The organism is Reyranella sp. (genome assembly GCF_044224635.1).
GTDB lineage: Bacteria > Pseudomonadota > Alphaproteobacteria > Reyranellales > Reyranellaceae > Reyranella.
In genome coordinates this window covers 20135-38646 of sequence record NZ_JBGAKA010000011.1, presented here as the reverse complement: position 1 = coordinate 38646, position 18512 = coordinate 20135, and the positions used below count along the sequence as shown (strand labels likewise).

At 68.3% G+C, this 18512-nt stretch carries 15 protein-coding genes; 9 read left to right on the top strand and 6 right to left on the bottom strand.

Going from position 1 to position 18512, the window contains the following annotated elements; translation table 11 throughout:
* Positions 1-41 precede the first annotated feature (41 nt).
* The 7 genes from ACILR9_RS12490 to ACILR9_RS12460 all read left to right on the top strand — a co-directional run bounded on the left by ACILR9_RS12490 (position 42) and on the right by ACILR9_RS12460 (position 8840).
* A complete protein-coding gene (locus ACILR9_RS12490) occupies positions 42-1613 on the top strand; it encodes an alpha/beta fold hydrolase (RefSeq protein ID WP_395710258.1) in 1572 nt (523 codons plus the stop codon).
* 161 nt (positions 1614-1774) lie between these two features.
* Positions 1775-3781 (top strand): hydrogenase 4 subunit B, encoded by a 2007-nt coding sequence (gene hyfB, locus ACILR9_RS12485; protein ID WP_395710257.1) that lies wholly within the window; start codon positions 1775-1777, stop codon positions 3779-3781.
* Positions 3778-4746 (top strand): respiratory chain complex I subunit 1 family protein, encoded by a 969-nt coding sequence (locus tag ACILR9_RS12480; protein ID WP_395710256.1) that lies wholly within the window; start codon positions 3778-3780, stop codon positions 4744-4746. The genes hyfB and ACILR9_RS12480 overlap by 4 nt, the downstream gene beginning before the upstream one ends.
* Complete coding sequence (locus ACILR9_RS12475) at positions 4743-5402, top strand: hydrogenase-4 component E (RefSeq protein WP_395710255.1); 660 nt, start codon at positions 4743-4745, stop codon at positions 5400-5402. Before ACILR9_RS12480 ends, ACILR9_RS12475 begins: the two co-directional genes overlap by 4 nt.
* Positions 5399-6835 carry a hydrogenase 4 subunit F gene (locus ACILR9_RS12470; RefSeq protein WP_395710254.1) on the top strand — a complete coding sequence of 479 codons (1437 nt, stop codon included), beginning with the start codon at positions 5399-5401 and terminating at the stop codon, positions 6833-6835. The genes ACILR9_RS12475 and ACILR9_RS12470 overlap by 4 nt, the downstream gene beginning before the upstream one ends.
* On the top strand, positions 6832-8328 hold the full coding sequence (locus tag ACILR9_RS12465; RefSeq protein ID WP_395710253.1) for an NADH-quinone oxidoreductase subunit C: 1497 nt from the start codon (positions 6832-6834) through the stop codon (positions 8326-8328). The genes ACILR9_RS12470 and ACILR9_RS12465 overlap by 4 nt, the downstream gene beginning before the upstream one ends.
* Positions 8325-8840: an NADH-quinone oxidoreductase subunit B family protein gene (locus ACILR9_RS12460; protein WP_395710252.1), complete on the top strand. Its 516-nt coding sequence runs from the start codon at positions 8325-8327 to the stop codon at positions 8838-8840. The genes ACILR9_RS12465 and ACILR9_RS12460 overlap by 4 nt, the downstream gene beginning before the upstream one ends.
* A 47-nt stretch (positions 8841-8887) precedes the next feature.
* Here ACILR9_RS12460 and ACILR9_RS12455 read toward each other — a convergent pair whose 3' ends face one another.
* Positions 8888-9736: a helix-turn-helix domain-containing protein gene (locus ACILR9_RS12455; protein WP_395710251.1), complete on the bottom strand. Its 849-nt coding sequence runs from the start codon at positions 9734-9736 to the stop codon at positions 8888-8890.
* Between the two features lie 106 nt (positions 9737-9842).
* On the opposite strand from ACILR9_RS12455, the gene ACILR9_RS12450 reads away from it, so the two are divergent.
* Positions 9843-10277, top strand: coding sequence for a hypothetical protein (locus ACILR9_RS12450; RefSeq protein WP_395710250.1), 435 nt, complete (start codon positions 9843-9845; stop codon positions 10275-10277).
* A 13-nt stretch (positions 10278-10290) separates the two neighbouring features.
* On the top strand, positions 10291-10686 hold the full coding sequence (locus tag ACILR9_RS12445) for a PaaI family thioesterase (RefSeq protein ID WP_395710249.1): 396 nt from the start codon (positions 10291-10293) through the stop codon (positions 10684-10686).
* A gap of 227 nt (positions 10687-10913) precedes the next feature.
* On the opposite strand, the gene gyrB is transcribed toward ACILR9_RS12445, so the two are convergent.
* From gyrB to ACILR9_RS12420, 5 genes are all read right to left on the bottom strand, one after another.
* The gene (gene gyrB / locus ACILR9_RS12440) at positions 10914-13358 is read right to left on the bottom strand and encodes a DNA topoisomerase (ATP-hydrolyzing) subunit B (protein ID WP_395710248.1); all 2445 of its coding nucleotides are present in this window, start codon (positions 13356-13358) and stop codon (positions 10914-10916) included.
* Between the two features lie 24 nt (positions 13359-13382).
* Positions 13383-14609 carry a DNA replication/repair protein RecF gene (recF, locus tag ACILR9_RS12435; protein ID WP_395710247.1) on the bottom strand — a complete coding sequence of 409 codons (1227 nt, stop codon included), beginning with the start codon at positions 14607-14609 and terminating at the stop codon, positions 13383-13385.
* The gene (dnaN, locus tag ACILR9_RS12430) at positions 14606-15724 is read right to left on the bottom strand and encodes a DNA polymerase III subunit beta (RefSeq protein ID WP_395710246.1); all 1119 of its coding nucleotides are present in this window, start codon (positions 15722-15724) and stop codon (positions 14606-14608) included. Before dnaN ends, recF begins: the two co-directional genes overlap by 4 nt.
* Before the next feature lie 335 nt (positions 15725-16059).
* A complete protein-coding gene (dnaA, locus tag ACILR9_RS12425; RefSeq protein WP_395710245.1) occupies positions 16060-17475 on the bottom strand; it encodes a chromosomal replication initiator protein DnaA in 1416 nt (471 codons plus the stop codon).
* 77 nt (positions 17476-17552) lie between these two features.
* Complete coding sequence (locus ACILR9_RS12420; RefSeq protein WP_395710244.1) at positions 17553-18017, bottom strand: rhodanese-like domain-containing protein; 465 nt, start codon at positions 18015-18017, stop codon at positions 17553-17555.
* Positions 18018-18512: the final 495 nt, after the last annotated feature.

The following is an 18512-nucleotide window of genomic DNA, read 5'->3' as shown; positions in this document are numbered from 1 at the left end:
TGACAAGACATTCTGCCTCGGCCTTTCCATAGAATTACTTCATGCCGCCACAAGCTCCGATGTGGCACAACATGTCCATGATGGGACCGTGGTTGCGCAGGGCATCCTGGGGAGGTCTGGCGATCGTCGTGCTGACGCTTGCCGGCACGGCCCTCGCCGCGCCCCGGCTCGAACGCGAGCGCTGCGTCTTCAAGCCGCCGCGCGGCGATCGGGTCGAATGCTTCGTGCTGATCGTGCCCGAGAATCGCGATCAGCCGGAGGGGCGCGAGGTTCGCCTCAAGGTCGCCGTCCTGAAGGCCAAGCGCACGGCCAGCGCCGAGCCGATGCTCTACCTGTCGGGCGGTCCCGGAGATGCGCCCCTGGTCGCCTCGTCGCCGGGTGCCGACGCCCTGTCCGAAGGCGACTGGTGGAACGAAACCGCCGCCATCCGCCGCCGGCGGGACGTCGTCATCGTGAGCCAGCGCGGCGCCGGCGGTTCGACGCCCAACCTCGACTGCTTCGACCCGCGCACTTCCGGGCCGGCCAAGATCCGGCGCCGCGAGGTGACCGAGCAGCAGGAACGCGACATCCTGGTGCGCTGCCGCAGCGGCCTCGACCGCAAGAAGATCGACTTGGCGATGTATTCGACCCCGGCGCTGGCCGACGACGTGGCCGACCTGGCCAACGCGATGTCGCTCGCGAAGATCAACATCTACGGCGTCTCCTACGGCACGCGCTGGGCGCTCGAGGTGATGCGCCGCCATCCCGACCTGGTACGGGCCGCCGTCCTGGATGGCGTCTATCCGCCGCAGGTCAACGGCGAGCAGAACGAGGCCGAGGTGGTTCGCCGCGCCTTCGAGCAGCTCTATGCCGACTGCACCGCCGACTCGCTGTGCCGCGAGCGCCATCCGGGCCTGCGCCAGACCGTCGAGGGTGCCATCCTGAGCGCCGACCAGAAGCCGGTCGAGATCGCCCTTCAGCTCGACGACGGGCCGCAGGCCGTGCGGCTCGACAGCGCCAAGTTCCTGATGGTGTTGCTGCACATGATGCGCGAGAGCGAGGCGGCGCTGATCCCCGAGACGGTGGTCGGGGCGATGCATGGCGATACGCGGCTCTTGAAGCTGTTCGCCGAGGATCTGGAGAACAGCGACGGCGGGTTGCTCGAGCAGAATGCGCAACAGTTCGACGGGCTCTACAACAGCATCGAATGCCGTGAAACCTGGGGCGCGGTCGATCGCGCCGCGCGCCGCCGCGCGATCGAGGCGAGCGGCGTCTATGGTCTCAGCGCCCGCGCCAGCAAGTCGCCGGCCTTCTGCCCGATCTGGCGCGTTGCGCCGGCGCCGGCCGCGGAACGCCTGCCGGTGAAGTCGGGCGTCCCGACGCTGCTGCTGAGCGGCACTTACGATTGGTTGACGCCGCCGGCGTGGGGCCGCGAGGCAGCGCGCCACCTCTCGTCGTCGCGCCATGTCGTGTTCCGTGCCCTGGGGCACGGCGTCGCCGTGCAGGATCCCTGCGCCGGCCGCTTGCGCGACGCCTTCATCGAGGATCCCGATCCCAAGCGGGCGCTGGTATGTCGTCCCGACACGCCGCTCAATTTCACCGCCGCCTACGAGCGCGCGCGCAACCTGCCATGATCGGAGTTCTTCGCCGGGATCCTCATCCTGATTTGACGCCTATGCCCGCGGTTCGGAAGACGATCCTGCTTCCGTAAGAGGATGGTCCCTTGCTACACTGGAGGCAATTAAACACAAAGAACTAGTAATTTATTGATCACTGTAGGAAGGCCGGATCAGCGGTGCTGGACCTGTATGCGTCGGGGGCTGCGTTAGGGATATTGGTCGGCGTCGCCTTGCTCGCAGCCGCGATGCGCGGGTCGGTCCTGGCGTTTGTCTATCCGGCTAGCGCGGCGGCGGCAGCGGTTCTGGGGATTGTCGACCTGCATGTCCTGCTGGGCGGCGGCGTGGCCACAGCGCACCTGCCGATCGGCCTGCCGACGATCGGTCTGCATGTGCGGCTCGACGCGCTGTCGGCCTTCTTCGGCCTCGTCATCAATGGCGGCGTGCTGGCAGCCAGCCTCTATGGCATGGGCCTCGATCGGGTGAAGGAGATCACGCCGCGTGTAGAACCGCTGTTCGCGTTGTTCGTCGCGGCGATGAACCTCGTGCTGCTGGCCGACGACGCCTACGCCTTCCTGTTCTCCTGGGAGCTGATGTCGCTCGCCTCGTGGGCGCTGGTGATCGCGCGCCACACCGATCCCGAGTGCCGGCGGGCGGCCCACCTCTATCTCGTCATGGCGGCGGTCGGCACGGTGGCGCTCCTGTTCGCCTTCGGCGGCCTCGCCGGGCAGGCCGGCGGCTACGCCTTCTCGACCATGCGCAGCCAGGCGCCGCAGCCGCTCGTCGCGGCCCTGATCCTGCTGGCGGCGCTGGTCGGCTGCGGCTCCAAGGGCGGCCTCATCCCGTTGCACGCCTGGCTGCCGCTCGCCCATCCGGCGGCGCCAAGCCACGTCTCGGCCCTGATGAGCGGCGTCATGACCAAGGTGGCGATCTATTGCTTCGTGCGCATCGCCTTCGATCTCCTGGGACATCCCGCCTGGTGGTGGGCGCTGCCGCCGATCGTGCTCGGCGCCGTCACGGCGGTGCTCGGCCTGCTCTATGCCGTGCTGGAGGGCGACCTCAAGCGCGTCCTCGCGTACTCGACCATCGAGAATGTCGGCGTGATCTTCGTGGCGCTGGGCTTGGCGCTGGCGTTCCGCGCCAACAGCCACGATGGCGCGGCGGCCGTGGCGATGGCGGCCGCGCTGCTCCATTGCCTGAACCATTCGTGGTTCAAGTCGCTGCTATTCCTCGGCGCCGGCGTCATCCTGCATGCCACCGGGCGGCGCGATCTCGACGGCCTGGGCGGCTTGATCCATCGCATGCCGCGCACCGCCGCCTTCTTCCTGGTCGGTGCCCTGGCCATCGCGGCGCTGCCGCCGCTCAACGGCTTCGTCTCGGAATGGCTGCTCTTCCAGGCCGTCATGGCGGCGCCCGAGCTGCCGCAGGCCGCGCTGCATTTCGCTTCACCCGCGATCGGCGCCATGCTGGCGCTGGCGGCCGCCCTCGCTGCGGCCTGCTTCGTGCGGGTCTACGGCACCGCCTTTCTCGGCCGGCCGCGCAGCGCCGAGGCGGCGGCCGCGCACGACGCGCCGCGCGTGCAGCAGATCGCCCTGGGTGGGCTCGCCGCGCTGTGCGTCCTGGGCGGCCTGCTCGGCAGCGTGCTGGCCTGGGCGCTGGCGCCGGTCCTGGTCCAGCTGGTCGGCAGTGCCCTGCCGGGAGACGGTAGCGGCCCGACGCCGCTCTCGCTCGTCGCCTTCGATCCCGAGCGCAGCATCTACGATGCGCCGGTGATTGCGCTGTTCGTCGTCATCGCCTCGCTGGCGACCATGGCCGTGGTCCACCGCCTGTCGGCCCGCCGCACACGCCGTGGCCCGGCCTGGGATTGCGGCTTCCCCGATCCGTCGCCGCTCACTCAATACACCGCCTCGAGCTTCGCCCAGCCGCTGCGACGCGTGTACGGCACGACGACCTTCGCCGCCCGGGAAGCGGTCGACATGCCGCCGCCCGGCGATAGCCGCCCGGCACGGCTCACGGTGGTGTCCGTCGATTACACCTGGGAGGCGTTCTACGCCATGCCCGGCCGGCTGCTGCTGCGCCTTTCCGAGCGCCTGAATGCGCTGCAGTTCCTCACCATCCGCCGCTATCTCGCGCTGATGTTTGCCGCCCTCGTCATCCTGCTGTCGATCGCGGCGGTGACATCATGATCGGCGATCTCCTCCTGCGGGTCCTGGCGCAGGGCACACAGATGACAATGGTGCTCCTGATCGCGCCCCTCGCCGTCGGCGTCGTTCGCATCGTCAAGGCGCGGTTGATGCGCCGGCAGGGCCCGCCGCTGATGCAGGCCTATCGCGACCTCGCCAAGCTCCTGCGCAAGGAATCGGTGATCGCGCAAAGCGCCTCGTGGCTGTTCCGCAGCGCGCCCTATCTGATCTTCGCGCTGACCTGGGTGGCCGCGGCGCTGGTGCCGAGCTTCGCCTCCGGCTTGATGTTCAACTGGGCGGCCGACGTGGTGGCGCTGGTTGCCTTGCTGGGCGCCGCCCGCGCCCTGCTGGCGCTGGCCGGCATGGATGTCGGCACGAGCTTCGGCGGCATCGGCTCGTCGCGCGAGATGATGATCGCCACGCTCGCCGAGCCGGCGATGATGCTGATCGTGCTGACCCTCGCCATCGCTGCCGGCACGACCCGCTTGGCCGGCGTGGCCGACTTCTTCATCGCCGAGCCGTGGGCGGTGCGGGTGTCGCTCGCCCTGTCGCTGATCGCCCTGATCATCGTGGCGCTGGCCGAGAACGCCCGCATCCCGGTCGATAACCCGGCGACCCATCTCGAGCTCACCATGGTCCACGAGGCCATGGTGCTGGAATATTCCGGGCGGCATCTCGCCCTGATCGAGGCGTCGAGTCATCTCAAGCTGGTGCTCTATCTGTCGCTGCTGGTTTGCCTGTTCGCGCCCTTTGGCATGGCGCCGGCGACGGCCGGCGTGACGGGCTGGCTGGTGGGCCTCGTCCTGTGGGTTGCCAAGCTCCTGGCGGGTGCCGCGCTGCTCGGCGTGTGGGAGGTCAGCATCGCCAAGATGCGCGTCTTCCGGCTGCCCGAGTTCGTCGGCGTCGCCTTCGTGTTCGGCTTTCTCGCCATCCTGCTCGCGTTCCTGTCGCGCGGGGCGGTCGCATGAGGGGCGCCTACGACATCTCCCATCTGCTGGCCGGCGCCATGCTGGTGACGAGCTTCGCCCTCCTCTACCAGCAGCGCATTGCCGCGGTGCTCAATGCCTTTGCGCTGCAGTCGATCACCCTGGCGCTGGCCGTCGCCTGGACGGCGTGGTCGGACAATCGCCCCGACCTGTTCATCACCGCGCTGATTGCCCTCGGCCTCAAGGGCATCGTCATTCCCGTGGCGCTGCGGCGCATGGTCGAGCGGCTCGGCATCCATCGCGAGGTCGAGAAGGTGGTCGGCGTGGGCCTTGCCCTGCTGGTCGGCCTGGCGCTCACCGGCCTCGCCCAGGCGCTGGTCGCCAAGGTGGCGACCGGCACCGCAAGCCACGCCCGCGAGGAGCTGGCGCTGGCGCTCGCCATCGTCCTGCTGGGCTTCCTGATGATGATCGTCCGGCGCAACGCCGTGACCCAGGTCGTGGGCTTCATGTCGATGGAGAACGGGCTGATCCTGGCGGCGACCGGCGCGCGCGGCATGCCGTTGGTGGTCGAGGTCAGCGTGGCCTTCTCGGTGCTGATCGCGCTGTTCGTGTTCGCGGTCTTCGTGTTCCGCATCCGCGAGCGCTTCGACACGGTCGACATCGAGGCGCTCGATCGCATGCGTGGCGACCGCCGATGATCCAGCCCCATGAACTCGTCGTGGTGCTGCCCTTCGCGGCGGCGCTGCTGCTGGTGGCGCTGCCGTCGTACCGGGTCGGCGCCGTCGTGAACGTGATCGCCTCGGCGCTGACGCTGGCCGCTGGCGGCTGGCTGGTGACGTCCGACCGCTTCGCCGGCGACTACGCGATCGTCGACGAGTTCAACATCGTCTTCGTGGTCATCAACACCCTGGTCGGCTTCACCACCGCCCTGTTCAGCGCCGCCTATATCGGCCACGAGATCGAGTCGGGCCGCCTGTCGCCGGCGTTCGTGCGCTTCTATCACGCGATGTTCCAGGCGATGATGGGCTCGATGAACCTGGCGCTGGTTGCCAACAACATCGGCGTGATGTGGGTGGGGCTGGAGCTCGCCACGCTGATCACCGTGGTGATGGTCGGGCTCTACCGCACGCCGCAGGCGATCGAGGCGGCGTGGAAGTACTTCATCCTGGCGAGCGTCGGCATCTCGCTGGCGTTCTTCGGCACCATCCTGATCTATCTCGCCGGCCAGCCTGAACTGGGCGAAGGCGTGCCGGCGATGACCTGGAGCCTGCTGCACGGCGCCGCCAACCGCCTCGACCCGGCGATCCTCGACCTCGCTTTCATCTTCCTGCTGGTCGGCTACGGCACCAAGGTCGGCCTGGCGCCCCTGCACGCTTGGCTGCCCGACGCCCATGCGGAGGGTCCGACGCCGATCTCGGCAGTGCTGTCGGGCCTGTTGCTGAACGTCGCGCTCTACGCGCTGCTGCGTTTCAAGATGCTGGTGGCGGCTCACCCTGAAGCGCTCAACCCGGGTCAGGTCATGGTCGTGATGGGGCTCGTGTCGCTGATCTTCGCCGCGTTGATGCTGTATCAGCGGCGCGACATCAAGCGCCTCTTCGCCTACTCGTCGATCGAGCACATGGGCTTGATGGTGTTCGCCTTCGGCTTGGGCGGGCCGCTCGCCAATTTTGCCGGGCTGCTGCACATGGCGATGCACAGCCTGACCAAATCCGGCATCTTCTTCGCGGTCGGTCACATTGCCCAGGCCAAGGGTACCCAGCGGCTGGCCGATATAACCGGCCTCAGCGTCACCCATCCGCGCCTCGCCGTCCTGTTCGCGCTCGCCGTGCTGGCGATCTGCGGCCTGCCGCCGTTCGGCGTGTTCATGAGCGAGTTCCTGATCCTGACGACGACCTTCGCCCGCGATCCCTGGCTTGCCCTGCTGCCCGCCTTCGGCCTGCTGGTTGGCTTCGGCGCGCTGCTGCTGCGTCTACAGGGCACGATCTTCGGCGAGCCGGCCGGCCCGGCCCACCGGGTCGACGGGTCATTCCTGCCGGTGATCCTGCATCTTGCGCTGGTGCTCGCCGCCGGCATCTTCCTGCCGCCCCTGCTGGTCGCCTGGTTCCAGCGCGCCGCGGAGCTGCTGGGATGAGCGGCGTTCCTGAGGCAGGGGGGCTCGCCTTGCGCGATCTCGTCACCGGCCGCGCGGTCGGCGCCGACGGCTACTTCCGTTTCCCGGTCGATGCCGAGACCTGGTCGAGATTGTGCGATGGCTGTGCCGGCGGCCTTCAGGATCTCCAGGCGCTGTGGGCCGATGGCGGGACAATGTACCTGGCGCTCGGCGATACCGGGCAGACGCTGCGCGCGATCGTCTCGCTGGCGACCGATTCAGGGCGTTATCCCTCGGTCGCCAGCCGCCATCGCCCGGCGCTGCGGCTCGAACGGGCGATGCACGACCTCTACGGCGTCGAGCCGGTCGGCCTGCCCGATCCGCGGCCGTGGCTCGATCACGGTCGCTGGCCCGGACGCCAGCACGATGAGCCTTACGCGTTCCTGGCCGTGGAGGGCGAGGGCGTGCACCAGATCCCGGTCGGTCCGGTCCATGCCGGCATCATCGAGCCCGGCCACTTCCGCTTCACCGCCAACGGCGAGACCGTGGTCCGTCTCGAGCAGAGGCTGGGCTACGTGCACAAGGGGGTCGAGGCCCTGATGACCGGCGCCGCGATCGAGGCGGGCGCGCGCCTTGCCGGGCGCATCTCGGGCGACAGCACGGTGGCCTATGCCTGGGCCTTCGCGCGCGCGGTCGAGGCGGCGCTCGGCTGGACGCCGCCGGTCCGCGCCGTCCTGCTGCGCGCCGTCATGGCGGAGCTCGAGCGCCTGTCCCATCATGTCAGCGACGTCGGGGCAATCTGCAACGATGCCAGCGTCGTCGCCATCCATGCCGTCTGCGCGCTGCAGCGCGAGGATGTCCTCGCCGTGGCCGGCGCCTGCTTCGGCCACCGCCTGATGATGGATTGCATCGTGCCGGGTGGCGTGAGGACCGACCTGTCGCCCGATGGGATCGGCCGGATCCGCGGCCTGCTCAGCCGCCTGGAGGCGACGCGCAACGACGTGCTGCGGGTCTACGAGTCGATGCCATCGCTGCAGGATCGTACGGTCAGCACCGGCATCGTGTCGCCGGCGCTGGTCCGCCAATACGCCGCCGGCGGCTTCGTCGGCCGCGCCGCGGGACGGGCCTTCGACGCGCGCAAGAGCTTCGCCTACGCGCCTTACGACCAGGTCGACTTCGCCCTCATGGTGCGCAGCGGCGGCGACGTCGACGCCCGCCTGCTCGTGCGCCTCGACGAGATCGGCGAGAGCCTGGCGATTCTGGCGCAGTTGCTCGGCAGGCTGGCCCCCGGCGCGATCACGGGCGATCGGCCGGCCATGACATCGGGCGAAGGGGCAGCGCTGATCGAGGCCTTTCGCGGCGACGTCTTCGTCGATGTGCGCTTGGTGGACGGGCGGCTGGCCCATGTTCATGCGCGCGACGCCAGCTGGTTCCAGTGGCCGCTGCTCGAGGCGGCGATCGAAGGCAACATCGTTGCCGACTTCCCGCTGTGCAACAAGTCGTTCAACTGCTCCTACTCGGGGCACGACCTGTGAGAACGTTCCTGTTCGACGCCCTGACCAAGGGCAAGGCCACCATTCCTTCGCCCGGGCCCGACGCCGCGGCGCTCGCCGAGGCAGCGCGCGCGCTCGGCGAGCGCGGCCGCCAGCGTCTCGGTCGTTCCCTCGCCATCCGCGAGATCGACGCCGGCTCGTGCAATGGCTGCGAGCTCGAGATCCACGCGGTGAACAATCCGGTCTACGACGCCGAGCGCTTCGGCCTGAAGTTCGTCGCCTCGCCGCGCCACGCCGACGTGCTGCTGGTCACCGGCCCTGTCACCTGGAACATGCGCGAGGCGCTGCTGCGCACCTGGCACGCCACGCCCGAGCCCAAATGGGTCGTGGCGCTGGGCGACTGCGCCGTCAATTGCGGCGTCTTCGCCGGCTCGCCGGCCGTCGTCGGCCCGCTCGCCGACATCCTGCCGGTCGACCTGCACGTGCCCGGCTGTCCGCCGCCGCCGCTGGCGATCGTCAAGGCGTTGCTGGCCCTGATGGAGGTGCAGGCGTGAATTTGCCCTTCCTCCCCAGCGGAGCTGGGGAGGAGGATGATGGATCGTCAGCTCTTCGCCGCGAGGCTCTTGAACAGGGCGTCGCTGCGGTCGTCGGAGGGGAAGAAGCACTCGATGCGGACTTCCTGCAGGGTGATGTCCTGCGGCGTCCCCAGGGTGACGATGGTGCTGAAGACCGACAGCGCCTTGCCGCCGACCACGTAGTCGACCGTGAGCACCGGCGGCGGCCGTTCCTCGAAGCGCAGCCGGCGGAACGAGGCCGGCACGTCGGGGAACGCCATGATCTCCTCGATGAAGGAGAGCGCCTTGGGCTCGCCGCCGTCGGCCAGGATCTCGGCGTAGGTGGTCGACACCAAGTAGCGCGCGACCTCCTCCCAGTTGGCGACCTTGTGGCGCAGCGCCTTGGGGTCGAGCAGCCAGCGCAGGAGGTTCGGGCTCTTGCCCGGCGGCGGGGCAGGCGGCAGCCCCTCGAACAGGAAGACCGTCAAGGCCTGCGCCGCCTCGTTCGCCTGCAGCAGGTTCCAGAGGCGGTCGATGACGACGGCCGGATAGGGTTCGTGCTTCTGCAGCATGCGCTCGATCGCCTGGCGCACCGGGGCGAGCGCGGGCGCGCCGAAGCCGCTTTCGCGATAGACCGGCGCGAAGCCGGCCGCCAGCAGCATGGTGTTGCGCTGGCGCAGCGGCACGTCGAGCGCGGTGGTGAGCTGGACCACCATCTCGCGACTGGGCTTGGCGCGGCCGGATTCCAGGAAGCTCACGTGACGTTGCGACACGCCCGACTGCAGGGCGAGGGCCAGCTGGCTGGCGCCGCGGCGGCGGCGCCAGGCGCGCAGCATCGGCCCGAACGTATCGGGCGGGGCGGGGGCGACCGGGGTCGCCGGGGAAGGCTGCATCATGCCGCGGACCGTAGCACCGGTCTGACGGTCCGCCGATTACCTCCCCCGTAATTGCTGCAGCGGAGGGCCGATGCGACTTGTGGCGCGTCCAACCAAGGAGGACGTCATGAGTGCATCATCCGCCAGTCTGCAGCCATCGGATAAGCTGCTGCGGCGCACCCTGTGGGGCAACGCCGTCTTCTCCATCGCTTCGGGCGCCATCCTGGCGATCTTTGCCGGGCCGTTCGCCGGCGCCGCCGCGCATGCCTCGGTGACGCTGCTGGGCCTCGATTTCGTCATCGTGCTGGAGCTGCTGGGCGTGGGCGTGATCGGCTTCGGTGCGCTGTGTGCCTGGGTGGCGTCGCGGCCCGCCCTGCCGCAGGGCTGGGCGCGCGTGATCTTCGCCGCCGACATCGCCTGGGTCGCCGGCAGCGCGCTGGTGCTGCTCGTGCCGTCGTGGACGACGGCCGGCATCGCCGGCATCGTCGTGGTCGCCCTGATCGTGGCCGACCTCGCCATCCTGGAGTATCTCGGCCTGCGCCGCCTCGGCGCCGCCAATTGAGAGGACAGCAATCATGGACAAGCTTCAGCTCCTGAACGATCACCAATTGCCCTTCGCCAAGGTTCTGGGGCTGAAGTTCGTCGCCGCGAGCGAAACCGGCGTGAAGGCCGAGATGGTCGTCCGGCCAGAGCTGTGCACGCGGCCCGACATCCTGCATGGCGGCGCGGTCATGGCCTTCGCCGACACGCTGGGCGCCGCCGCCACCGTGCTCAACCTGCCCGAGGGCAAGGGCACGACGACGATCGAGAGCAAGACCAACTTCGTCGGTCCCGCCCCGGTCGGCGCCACGGTGATCGGCGAGACGACGCCGATCCACCGCGGCCGGCGGACGATGGTATGGCAGACCCGGGTGACGACGGCCGAAGGCAAGCTGGTGGCGGTGGTCACGCAGACGCAGATGGTGCTGTAGTTCATCCGCCTCCTATGAAAATCGGGGCGGGCACCGCCCCGATTTTCTCAGCATCGTGGTGCGCGCCGGCGTGCTGGGGGTCTCCCCAGCGAAGCTGGGGAGGTGTCCGCGTAATCGCGGACGGAGGGGCCATGAGCCTCAATGGGGCTTTCGACCCCTCCGTCGCCGAAGACGGCGACACCTCCCCAGCGAAGACGCTGGGGAGGGGGATGATCAGACGCGGATGATCACACGTCCAGGTTCGCGACCTTGAGCGCGTTGTCCTGGATGAAGTCGCGGCGCGGTTCGACGACGTCGCCCATCAGGGTCGAGAAGATCTCGTCGGCCTCGTCGGCGTGGTTGATGCGGACCTGCAGCAGGGTGCGCGCCTCGGGGTCGAGCGTGGTCTCCCAGAGCTGGTCGGGGTTCATCTCGCCGAGACCCTTGTAGCGCTGGATGGTGACGCCCTTGCGGCCGGCCTCGATCACGGCGGCGAACAGCTCGGTCGGCGCCGAGATCGGTGTTTCCTTGTCCTTGGCGATCAGAGTGCCGGGCCTTTGGTAGATGGCCTGCAGCTCGTCGGCGAGCGCGTCGAGCTTGCGGGCCTCGGCGCTCTTCATCAGCGGACCGTCGATCACGTGGCGCTCCTGCACGCCGCGCAGGCGACGCGTGAAGGCGAGGCCCCCATCGGGCGTCGGCTCGCCGCTCCAGCCACGTTCCAGCGGCGTGCTGACGACGTCGAGACGGCGCACGATGTACTCGGCGGCCTGCTTGGCGAGCTCGGGGTCGGCCAGCACGTCCGGTTTGAGTGCGCCGGCGATCGCCGCCTGCTCGATCACCGCCCGGCTGGTGACGCGGCGCGATGCCGACAGCGGCTTCACCAGATTGCTGACCGAGCGCGCGATGTCGACGGTGCGGCGCAGATCCTCCTGGGCCAGCACCTCGCCGCTACCCAGGCGAAAGGTCGCGCCGGAAAGGCCGCTGTCGAGCAGATGGTCGTCGAGCGCCCGTTCGTCCTTGAGATAGATCGCCGACTTGCCTTTGGCCGCCTTGAACAGCGGCGGTTGGGCGATGTAGAGGTGGCCGCGGTCGATCAGGTCGCGCATCTGGCGATAGAAGGACGTCATCAGGAGCGTGCGGATGTGCGAGCCGTCGACATCGGCGTCGGTCATGATGATGACCTTGTGGTAGCGCAGCTTGTCGAGGGTGAAATCGTCGTGCCCGATTCCGGTGCCCAGCGCCGTGATCAAGGTGCCGATCTCGGCCGACGACAGCATCTTGTCGAAGCGTGCGCGCTCGACGTTCAGGATCTTGCCGCGCAGCGGCAGGATCGCCTGGTTGGCGCGGTTGCGGCCCTGCTTGGCCGAGCCGCCGGCCGAATCGCCCTCGACGATGAACAGCTCGCTGAGCGCGGGATCGCGTTCCTGGCAGTCGGCCAGCTTGCCGGGCAGCGAGCTGACGTCGAGCGCGCCCTTGCGGCGGGTCAGCTCGCGCGCCTTGCGGGCGGCCTCGCGCGCCGCCGCCGCCTCGACCACCTTGGTCAGGATCTTGCGTGCTTCGCCGGGATGCTCCTCGAACCACTGGCCGAGCCTGTCGCTGACCACCGATTCGACGACCGGGCGGACCTCGGACGAGACCAGCTTGTCCTTGGTCTGGGACGAGAATTTGGGGTCGGGCACCTTGACCGACAGCACGCAGGTCAGGCCTTCGCGCATATCCTCGCCGGAGAGGCTCACCTTCTCCTTCTTGGAGATGCCGCCCTCATCGGCGTACTTGTTGAGGGTACGCGTCAGCGCGCCGCGGAAGCCCGCGAGATGGGTGCCGCCGTCGCGCTGCGGGATGTTGTTGGTGAAGCACAGCATCGTCTCGTGATAGCTGTCGTTCCACTGCATCGCGACCTCGACCGCGATGCCGTCCTTCTCGCCGCGGATCGACACCGGCGGGCTGTGCAGCACCTGCTTGTTGCGGTCGAGGTACTTGGCGAAGGCCTCGACGCCGCCCTCGTAGAACAGGTCGGAGATCTTGGGCTCGGCGCCGCGCTCGTCGGTCAGCACGATGCGCGCGCCCGAGTTCAGGAAGGCGAGCTCGCGCAGCCGATGCTCGAGAGTCGCGAAATCGAACTCGGTCCTGGTGAAGATCTTGGTCGACGGCAGGAAGCTCACCTCGGTGCCGTGCTTGCCGGCCGGCGCGTCGCCCACGGCCTGCAGGTCGCCCTCGGGCTCGCCGCCGCGGAAGCGCAGGAAGTATTCCTTGCCGTTTCGCCAGATGTGCAGGTCGAGATGGTCGGACAGGGCGTTGACCACGGCAGCACCGACGCCGTGCAGGCCGCCCGACACCTTGTAGGAATTCTGGTTGAACTTCCCGCCGGCATGGAGCTGGGTGAAGATCACGTTGGCCGCCGAGATACCTTCCTCGCGATGGATGTCGACCGGCACGCCGCGGCCGTTGTCGCGCACCGTCACCGAGCCGTCGCCCTGCAGGATCACGTCGACCCGGTCGCAGTAGCCGGCCAGCGCCTCGTCGATGGCATTGTCGACGATCTCGTAGACCATGTGGTGCAGGCCGGTGCCGTCGTCGGTGTCGCCGATATACATGCCGGGACGCTTGCGGACGGCCTCGAGGCCGCGCAGCACCTGGATCGAATCGGCGTCATAGGCTTCGGCGCCGGGGGTCACATCGTCGTTGTCGCTCATGATATCGGGCTTCCAGAAGGGGGTTCAGACCGCCGCGATCGAGCCGTCGGTCACGCGCAGAATCTGTGCGCGCCCGCGGAGCGGCGCGAAGAGCTCGGCGTCGGTGCCGGTCATCCAGCTCTGCACGCCCAGCGCCACGACCTCGTCGAACAGCGCCGCCCGGCGCTCGGCGTCGAGATGGGCGGCAATCTCGTCGAGCAGCAGGAGCGGCGGCCGGCTGCGCGACAGCGCCATCAGCCGGGCATGGGCGAGCGCGATCGATACCAGGATGGCCTTCTGCTGACCGGTCGAGCCCTCGGCTGCCGGCAGGTCGAGGTCGAGATGACGTACCGCAAGGTCGCTGCGATGCGGCCCGGTAGATGTGGTGCCTGACTCGCCGTCGCGCAAGCGGCCGGCGGCCAGCTGATCGCGCAGCCGATCCTCGACATCGAGCGCCGGCATGGTTTCCAGCCAGCCATCGACGTCGCCGGTCATGGCGAGCCCGGCGCGCGGGAACGGGCCGATGCCCAGTCGCGCCGCCGCATCGAGGCGATGCACCGTGTCGGCGCGCGCTGCCGCCAGTGCCACGCCGTGGCGCGCCATGGTGTCCTCGAGCGCCGTGTACCAGTGGGCGTCGCGGCCGCCATCAGCCAGCAGGCGGGCGCGCTGGCGCAGCGCATTGTCGTAGGCGGCGACGTCGCCGACGTGCTCGGGATGAAGCGCCGCCACCATACGGTCGAGGAAGCGCCGTCGCTCGCCCGGCCCATCGAGGAACAGGCGATCGTGCTGCGGCGTCAGCCACACCGCCGCGACATGCCGGCCGAGCGCCGTCTGGCTCGTCGCTGGCCGGCCGTCGATTCGCACGACCCGTCGCGGCAGGGCGCCGTCGCTGCGTCCGGCGTCCAGCCCCGTGCCGATCGCCAGCTGCCCCTCCGGGGTATCGAGGGTGGCGGCAACCGCCCACGCCGCGGCAGCGGCAACCGTCGACGCTGCGGCGTCGCCCTCGCCGCGCGAGCGCCGGCAGACCTCGTCGAGCCGCGCGCGCCGCAGCCCCCGTCCGGGCGCCAGGAAGGACAGCGCCTCCAGGAGGTTGGTCTTGCCGGCGCCGTTGGCGCCCACCAGCACCACGGGATCGCAGCCGCACTCGAGGCGGAGCTGGCGATAGTTGCGGAAATCGGTGAGCCGCAGCTGGCGCACGGCCAGAACGGCCGGCGCAGCGCCGGTTGCGGCGTCGGGGGCGTAGGCGAGTGCGCTGATCGGCGGCGCCGTCATACCCGCATCGGCATGAGCACGTAGAGCGCGCTCTCGTCGGCGCCGTCACGCACCACGGTGGGCGAGCCGGAGTCGGCCATGATCAGCCGCGCCTCGCTGCCGGCGATCTGCTCGGTGATGTCGAGCAGGTAGCGCGAGTTGAAGCCGATCTCGAGCGCGCTGTTCTGGTACTCGACCTCGATCTCCTCGGTGGCGCTGCCGGCGTCGGGGCTGGTCGCCGAGAGGGTGACCATTCCGTTGGCGACCGCGAGCTTGATCGCCCGCGACTTCTCCGTCGAGATGGTCGAGACGCGATCGACCGCGTGGGCGAATTCCTTGCACGGCACGTTCAGGATCTTGTCGTTGGCGGTCGGGATGACGCGCTCGTAGTCGGGGAAGGTGCCGTCGATCAGCTTGCTCACCAGGGTGACGTTACCGCTGGCGAAGCGGATGCGGGTATCGGACAGCTCGACATCGACCGATCCGTCGCTCTCGTCGAGCAGCTTGCGGACCTCGCCGACCGTCTTGCGCGGCACGATCACGCCCGGGATCTCGGAGGCGCCCTTGGGCAGCGGCACCTCGACCCGGGCCAGCCGATGGCCGTCGGTGGCGACGCCGCGCAGCACCTGGGTGCCGCCCGACGCGGCGGCATGGAAGTAGATGCCGTTCAGGTAGTAGCGGGTCTCCTCGTTGGAGATCGCGAACCGCGTGCGGTCGATGATGCCCTTGAGATCGGTTGCCGGGATCTGGAAGCGGTGCGCGAGATCGCCTTCGGAGATCGTCGGGAAATCGGCCGGCGGCAGGCACTGCAGGGTGAAGCGCGAACGGCCGGCCCGGATCACCAGGGTGCTGTCGTCCGACGAGGTCTCGAGCTCGACCTGGGCGCCGTCGGGCAGCTTGCGGACGATCTCGTACAGGGTGTGCGCCGGCGCCGTGGTCGAGCCGTTCTTGGAGGCGCTTGCCTCGACCGATTCGGTGATCGACAGGTCCATGTCGGTGGCGGCCAGGCTGAGGCGGCCCTTCTGGGCGGTCACCAGGACGTTGGCCAGGATCGGGATCGTGTTGCGCCGCTCGACCACACTCTGCACATGAGCCAGCGCCTTGAGGAGGGCTGCCCGTTCGATCGTCAATTTCATGGCTGGGTCGCTGTAACGAGGGCCGAAAAAGCGGTTTATCACTGGCCGTCTCGCTGGCCTGAAGCGACCATTGCGGAACGGTCGGGAACTATAGCATGCCGAGCCCGCGCGAAAAGCGATTTCGCCCGCGATTTGAGGGCCTTAGGCCGCATCTTGCCGGCTACTCTGTGGCGCTCGTGCGCTTCTCCTCCCCAGCTTCGCTGGGGAGCTGTCTCGGTAATCCGAGACGGAGGGGTCAGGAGCCTCAGTGGGGCTTTCGACCCCTCCGTCGCCGTATGACGGCGACCCCTCCCCACGCAGGGCGTGGGGAGGAGAGTATAAGGACTTTGAGGCGCTCAGCCCTGCAACTGGCGCTTGAGGAGCTCGACATCCTCGGCAATCGACATGTCGGTGCCCTTCAGCTCCTCGATTTTGCGCACCGCGTGCATTACGGTGGTGTGGTCGCGATTGCCGAACCGCTTGCCGATCTGCGGCAGGCTGAGCGTCGTCAGCTGCTTGGCGAGATACATCGCCACCTGGCGCGGCCGGGCGACCGAGCGGGCGCGGCGCGGCGAGCTCATCTCGGCGAGCTTGATGTTGTAGTGCTGCGCCACGCGCTGCTGGATCTCGTCGACCGTGACCTTGCGGTCGGCCTGGCGCAGCAGGTCGTGCAGGACGTCCTGCGCCATCTCGACGGTGATCTCGCGCCCGATCAGCTGGCCGTGGGCGACCACGCGATGCAGCGCGCCCTCGAGCTCGCGGATGTTGGTGCTGATCTTGTGGGCAAGGAACTCGAGCACCGCCATCGGCATGGGCACGCGCGCCGTCTCCGCCTTGGTCTGCAGGATGCTGAGCCGCAGCTCGTAGGTCGACGAATGGATGTCGGCAACCAGCCCGCTGCCCAGCCGCGAGCGCATGCGCTCCTCGATATCCTGGAGCTCGCTGGGCGGCTTCTCGGACGACAGCACGATCTGCTTGCCCTGCTCGACCAGAGAGTTGAAGGTGAAGAAGAACTCTTCCTGGCTGGCATCCTTGCCGCAGATGAACTGCACGTCGTCGACCATCAGGACGTCGACGTTGCGGAACATCTCCTTGAACGCGCCGGTGTTCTTGTTGCGCAGCGCCTGGATGAAGCGGTTCACGAAGTGCTCGGCCGTGAGGTAGAGCACGCGCGTCTTGGGGTCGCGCTCGCGGATCGAGTGCCAGATGGCGTGCATCAGATGCGTCTTGCCGAGCCCGACGCCGCCGAAAATGTAGAGCGGGTTGCGCTCCGGCAGCGGGCGATCCTGCTCGGCGATGTTGCGCGCCGCGGCGTAGGCGAACTCGTTGGGCTTGCCGACGACGAAATTGGCGAAGGTGTAGCGCGCCTCGGGGCCCTGGAAGCTCTCCTCGGCGCCACGTCCGATGGCCGGACCGAACCGCGGCATCTGCGCCTGATGATTCGACTGCGAGGACGGAACCGGTGGGATGGCGATGATGTCGCTGGCGCGGCGCGGCGCCAGCGGCGGCACGAGATTGACCTCGACGCTGGCCACCTCGCCGTTGACCGCCTGCCAGTAGGCGAGCACGCGGTCGCCATAGTGCCGGGCAACCCAGTCGCGGACGAAGCGCGTGGGCGCGTAGAGACGCAGCTTGCCGGCCTTCAGCTCGCCCGGTTCGACCTCGCCGAACCACGTCTTGAAGGCCTTGTCGCCGATCTCCTTGCGCAAGCGATCACAGACGCGGCTCCATTGTGCCCCGAGATCATTGCCGCCTCCGTCGCCCGCTTCCATGCTTGTCCCCGCAACGGCTTGTTGTTGTTCGTACGCTGGATTCTTGTTGTCGATTGTCACCGGTGATTGAATTCGATTCACGTCTGTCTCCACGGAAGTCCCGCTGCCTTCCATCCCCCTGCCCCGCCGCGCCTTGCTTTCGCGTCGAGAGGCCCTTCGAAGCCGTCCGCCACATTGATGCATGTACTGTAGCCGGCTGCGGTCATGGCTTTCGCCGCCGCAGCCGAACGGGCTCCACTTCGACAGAGGAACAGCAGCGGGACTCCCTTGTCGGGCAACGCGCTCGAAAGCGTGGCCACGAAGTTGGAGTTGAGCTGCATGGTGGGAAAGGTCTGCCACTCGATCAACGTCGGCTTCTTCGCCAGCGTTTCGAGATCTGGCAGCCCGACATAGTTCCATTCGGCGCGCGTGCGCACGTCGATCAGAGCCGCATCGGAGCGCTCGCTGAGAATCTTCCAGGCTGTCGCCGGGGTCACATCGCCAGCGTAGCCGCTGGCAGGGGACGTCGCATAGGTGCCGGCGATCGTGCTATCGTTCGACATTGGTCCCCACTTCATTGTTCGCGGAAGGACCCCGATCGACGGACCAAACGCTGCAAGATGGAGGCACAGATCGAAACGCAGGCGATGGAACTCTTCAATGCGTGCCGTCGAATCGGCACTGCCGTTCCATCATCGCTGTCAGTCGATTGCTGCGGCCCTCTCCCTCGCTCATCACGTCGGCGAAGTGGAAGCCCCCTCCCTTCGCCTTGGCCCGCGTCTCGGCGCCCCACGCTTCGTCGCGATGGCTCGACTCTTAGACAGGATCATTGGCCTTCGCAAACGCTAGTAGCGCGCACAATTACCGCAAATCTTTTATCTGTCGTGCGCGAGTCGATTGACAACTTCGGAGATTGGATTCTGTGTCGCGAGCGCCGCGCGATCTCGCTCAACATCTAGCGCTCGTTCGCGAACGCGCTTCGATAAACAGGATTCGTATGTCGGTCGGCGATTAAGCATCCAAACGAACTTGAGCGATCCTGAAAAATAAATTTTGCC

Bases quoted from the DNA above. Each gene is read 5' to 3' on its own strand.
- ACILR9_RS12490 (WP_395710258.1), top strand. From the start codon at position 42: ATGCCGCCACAAGCTCCGATGTGGCACAACATGTCCATGATGGGACCG.
- gyrB (WP_395710248.1), bottom strand. From the start codon at position 13,358: ATGAGCGACAACGACGATGTGACCCCCGGCGCCGAAGCCTATGACGCC.
- ACILR9_RS12480 (WP_395710256.1), top strand. From the start codon at position 3,778: ATGATCGGCGATCTCCTCCTGCGGGTCCTGGCGCAGGGCACACAGATG.
- ACILR9_RS12445 (WP_395710249.1), top strand. From the start codon at position 10,291: ATGGACAAGCTTCAGCTCCTGAACGATCACCAATTGCCCTTCGCCAAG.
- ACILR9_RS12455 (WP_395710251.1), bottom strand. From the start codon at position 9,736: ATGATGCAGCCTTCCCCGGCGACCCCGGTCGCCCCCGCCCCGCCCGAT.
- ACILR9_RS12450 (WP_395710250.1), top strand. From the start codon at position 9,843: ATGAGTGCATCATCCGCCAGTCTGCAGCCATCGGATAAGCTGCTGCGG.
- recF (WP_395710247.1), bottom strand. From the start codon at position 14,609: ATGACGGCGCCGCCGATCAGCGCACTCGCCTACGCCCCCGACGCCGCA.
- ACILR9_RS12470 (WP_395710254.1), top strand. From the start codon at position 5,399: ATGATCCAGCCCCATGAACTCGTCGTGGTGCTGCCCTTCGCGGCGGCG.
- ACILR9_RS12420 (WP_395710244.1), bottom strand. From the start codon at position 18,017: ATGTCGAACGATAGCACGATCGCCGGCACCTATGCGACGTCCCCTGCC.
- ACILR9_RS12465 (WP_395710253.1), top strand. From the start codon at position 6,832: ATGAGCGGCGTTCCTGAGGCAGGGGGGCTCGCCTTGCGCGATCTCGTC.
- dnaA (WP_395710245.1), bottom strand. From the start codon at position 17,475: ATGGAAGCGGGCGACGGAGGCGGCAATGATCTCGGGGCACAATGGAGC.
- dnaN (WP_395710246.1), bottom strand. From the start codon at position 15,724: ATGAAATTGACGATCGAACGGGCAGCCCTCCTCAAGGCGCTGGCTCAT.
- ACILR9_RS12475 (WP_395710255.1), top strand. From the start codon at position 4,743: ATGAGGGGCGCCTACGACATCTCCCATCTGCTGGCCGGCGCCATGCTG.